This is a genomic window from Actinosynnema sp. (assembly GCF_052038725.1).
Window position 1 is genome coordinate 1 of the sequence record NZ_JBQGCX010001087.1, and the last position, 3,384, is coordinate 3,384.

A 3,384-nucleotide genomic window follows, 5' to 3' on the forward strand; every position below is an offset into this window, starting at 1 on the left:
TGGGCCGGGTGGTGGCGGGGCCCCACCCCCGCCCCCGCGCACGCCGACCGGGCCGCGCGGCGCGCCCACGGGGCCGGGGGGGCCCCCCCGCCGGAGGTCGTGCTCGCCCCGATCGCGCCCGCGAGCGACCCCACCGACGTCCCCGCCGAGGTCCGCGAGTCCACCCACGCCGCGCTCGCGCTGCTCACCGGCTGGCTCGCCGACGACCGCCTCACCGGCTCGCACCTGGTGGTGCTGACCCGCGCGGCCGTCCCCGCCGACCCGACCCGCGCCCCCCTGTGGGGCCTGCTGCGCGCCGCGCAGGCGGAGAACCCCGGCCGCTTCACCGTCGTCGACGTCGAACCCGGCTCCGAGGACCTGCTGCCCGCCGCCATCGGCACCGGCGAGCCCGAGCTGGCCCTGCACGACGGCAAGGTCCTGGTGCCGCGCCTGCACCGCGCCGTGCTGCCCGAGACCACCGCCTCCACCTGGCGGCCGGACGGCACCGTCCTGATCACCGGCGGCACCGGCGGCCTCGGCGGGCTCCTGGCCCGCCACCTGGTCACCGAGCACGGCGTCACCCACCTGCTGCTCACCAGCCGCCGGGGCCTCGGCGCGCCCGGCGCGGCCGAGCTCAAGGCCGAGCTGGAGAACCGGGGCGCGCAGGTCGCCATCGCCGCCTGCGACGCCTCCGACGCCGACGCGCTCACCGCGCTGCTCGCCGCGGTCCCGGCCGAGCACCCGCTCACCGCCGTCGTGCACGCCGCGGGCGTCGTCGACAACGCCCTCCTCGCCGACCTGGCCCCCGAGCAGGTCGACGCGGTGCTGCGCGCCAAGGTCGACTCGGCCTGGAACCTGCACCGGCTCACCGAGGGCCTGGCCGCGTTCGTGCTCATCTCCTCCTCGGCGGCCGTGGTCGCGGGCGCCGGGCAGGCCAACGACGCCGCCGCCAACGCGTTCCTGGACGCCCTGGCCGAGCACCGCCGCGCCCACGACCTGCCCGCGACCTCGCTCGCGTTCGGCCTGTGGGCGGGCAGCGGCATGGGCGCCGACCTGGAGGACGCGGACCTGCGCCGCATGGAGCGGCTCGGGATGCCCGCGCTGCCGCCCGCCGAGGGCCTCGCCCTGTTCGACGCCGCGCTCGCCACCGGTGAGGCCGCGCTCGTGCCGATGCGGGTGGACCTGATGGCGCTGCGGGCCCGCGTGGACGACCTGCCCGCCGTGCTGCGCGGCCTGGTCCGGGTCCCGGCCCGGCGCGCCGCCCTCACCGCGTCCGGCGCGGACGCCCGACCGCTGGCCGACCGCCTCGCCGGGCTGCCCGCCGTCGAGCGCGAGCAGCTCCTGCTCGACCTGGTGCGCGCCCACGCCGCCTCCGTCCTCGGCCACGCCGGGGTCGAGGAGGTCACGCCCACCAGGGCGTTCAAGGAACTGGGCTTCGACTCGCTGGCCGCCGTCGAGCTGCGCAACCTCCTCGGCGCGGCCACCGGGCTGCGGCTGCCCGCCACCGCGGTCTTCGACCACCCCTCGCCGCAGGCGCTCGCCCGCGAGCTGCTGGGCCAGCTCGTCGTGGAGGAGGACCACGCGCGGTCCGTCCTCGCCGAGGCCGACCGGCTGGAGGCCGCGCTCGCCTCGGTCGCCGACGAGGACGCGGCCAGGGTCACCGCCCGCCTGGAGGCGCTGCTGCGCACCTGGCACGACGCGCGCGGCCGAACCGAGGACGCGGGGCACGACCTCGGCGAGGCCACCGACGAGGAGCTGTTCGCGGTGCTCGACAACGAACTCGGCATCTCCTGACCTCGGTCACCGGTCCCGACGGCGCTTGAAGATGGGTGGAACACCGATGGCGAACGACGACAGGCTCCGCGACTACCTCAAGCGGGCCACCACCGACCTCCAGCAGGCGAGGCGGCGGGTGCGCGAGCTGGAGGACCGCGACCGGGAGCCCATCGCGATCGTGTCGATGGCCTGCCGCTACCCCGGCGGGGTCCGCTCGCCCGAGGACCTGTGGGACCTCGTCGCGAACGGCGTCGACGCGATCTCCGGGTTCCCGGTCGACCGGGGCTGGGACGTGGAGGGCATCTACGACCCCGAGCCGGGCAAGCCGGGCAAGACCTGCACCCGCGAGGGCGGCTTCCTGCACGACGCCGCCGAGTTCGACCCGCTGTTCTTCGGGATGAGCCCGCGCGACGCCGTCGAGACCGACCCGCAGCAGCGGCTGCTGCTGGAGACCACCTGGGAGGCGTTCGAGCGCGCGGGCATCGACCCGGCCACCCTCAAGGGCACCGCCACCGGCGTGTTCACCGGCGTCATGCACCACGACTACCCGGACAGCACCACCTCGGGCAGCGTCGTGTCCGGCCGCGTCGCCTACACCTTCGGCCTCGAAGGCCCCGCCGTCACCATCGACACCGCCTGCTCCTCGTCGTCGGTGGCCGTGCACCTGGCCGCGCGGGCGCTGCGGTCGGGGGAGTGCTCGCTGGCGCTGGCGGGCGGCGTCGCGGTGATGGCCACGCCGCAGCTGTTCGTGGAGTTCTCCAAGCAGCGCGCGCTGTCCCCCGAGGGCCGCTGCCGCTCGTTCGGCCAGGGCGCGAACGGCGCCGCCTGGTCCGAGGGCGCGGGCGTGCTCGTGCTGGAGCGGCTCTCCGACGCGCGCCGCAACGGGCACCCGGTGCTGGCGCTGGTGCGCGGCTCCGCGATCAACCAGGACGGCGCGTCCAACGGGCTCACCGCGCCCAACGGCCCGGCGCAGCAGCGGGTCATCCGCGCCGCGCTGGCCGACGCCGAGCTGTCCGCCGCGCAGGTCGACCTGGTGGAGGCGCACGGCACCGGCACGGTCCTGGGCGACCCGATCGAGGCGCAGGCGCTCATCGCCACCTACGGGCAGGACCGCACCGAGCCGCTGTGGCTGGGCTCGGTCAAGTCCAACATCGGCCACCCGCAGGCCGCCGCGGGCATCGCCGGGCTGATCAAGGTCGTCATGGCGGTGCGGCACGGCCTCATGCCGCGCACCCTGCACGCCGAGGAGCGCACCGACCAGGTCGACTGGAGCGCGGGCGCGGTGGAGCTGCTGACGCAGGCCCGGCCGTGGCCGGAGACCGGCGGTCGGCCGCGCCGCGCGGGCGTGTCCTCGTTCGGCATCAGCGGCACCAACGCGCACACCATCGTCGAGCAGGCCCCCGAGCCCGAGCCGGTGGCGCAGGAGAGCGACCCGGTCCGGTTCCCGGTGCGGCTGTGGCCGGTGTCCGGGCGCGGCGCGACCGACCTCGCCGCCCAGGCCGACCGGCTCGCCTCGTTCGTCGCCGAGGGGGACGCGGACGGGCTGGACCTGGCGCTGTCCCTGGGGACCACGCGCGCCGCAACGGGCACCCGGTGCTGGCGGTGGTGCGCGGATCGGCCGTCAACCAG

2 protein-coding genes are annotated in these 3,384 nt (G+C 76.9%); both read left to right on the forward strand.

The features are described 5' to 3' along the window. Positions 1-1,773, forward strand: a 1,773-nt coding sequence (locus ACTUAL_RS23025; RefSeq protein WP_440901697.1) for a type I polyketide synthase, incomplete at its 5' end; no start/stop codon positions are given. Between the two features lie 46 nt (positions 1,774-1,819). Further along, the coding region (locus tag ACTUAL_RS23030) for a type I polyketide synthase (RefSeq protein WP_440901698.1) at positions 1,820-3,384 on the forward strand (1,565 nt) is incomplete at its 3' end.